Annotated in this window: 1 protein-coding gene; it reads left to right on the plus strand. The window is 69.6% G+C overall.

Translation table 11 applies throughout. The features are described from left to right. Positions 1 to 26 precede the first annotated feature (26 nt). The gene (locus CVM50_RS00020) at positions 27 to 500 is read left to right on the plus strand and encodes a hypothetical protein (protein WP_085890137.1); all 474 of its coding nucleotides are present in this window, start codon (positions 27 to 29) and stop codon (positions 498 to 500) included. The last annotated feature ends 162 nt before the right edge of the window (positions 501 to 662 follow it).

Below are 662 nucleotides of genomic sequence, written 5' to 3' on the forward strand. Positions count from 1 at the left end.
CGCGAAAACCCCCGGAGAGTTTCCCCATGCGTAAGGCGCGGCCCGCTTCGATCCAGTCGGCGGTGCAGACCGCCATTCGCGCGGCCGGCGGTCTTGAGGCCGTGGCCAATGACATCGGCGTCGGGGTCTCGACTCTGTCGCACGGGACGGAAGTCTCGGAGCAGCGCCCGGGCGGGCTTGGCGTCAACTACCTCGACCGGTTGAGCCGGATTGTGCCCGAGGCCGCCGTGCCGATCGCGGCGCATTTCGCGGCTCTGGGCGGCGGGACCTTCCACCCGTTGAACATCGAAGGCTCGACCGCCTCGGACATCCACCGGATCACCCGGGAGTTCGCGGACGTGCTGCAGCGCCATGCCGAGGCGCATTCCTCGGCCTCGGCGGTTCCGCACGACTATTCTCCGAAAGAGGCGCAGGACCAGATCGCCGAACTGGACGAGATGGTCACGGCGGCCATGCAGTTCCGCGCCACGTTGCTCGACAAGGCGGAGCGGCGCGCATGATGGTTCGTCTCACACACCTCTCCCGCCGACGGGCGGGCGATTGTCGCGGGGAGGGCGTCTTCGTTGGCGGCGCGCTCCCCGCGCCGATCATCCATCAGATCCACTCACGGACCCCGGCACAGGCGCCGGGCCGTGCGGAGCGCCGGCTGTCGGGCAGGGCAG

It is taken from the genome of Pseudooceanicola marinus (genome assembly GCF_002786295.1).
Taxonomy (GTDB): Bacteria; Pseudomonadota; Alphaproteobacteria; order Rhodobacterales; family Rhodobacteraceae; genus Pseudooceanicola; species Pseudooceanicola marinus.

Excerpts from the sequence above, each read along its gene's own strand:
- CVM50_RS00020 (WP_085890137.1), top strand. The coding sequence starts at position 27 with ATGCGTAAGGCGCGGCCCGCTTCGATCCAGTCGGCGGTGCAGACCGCC.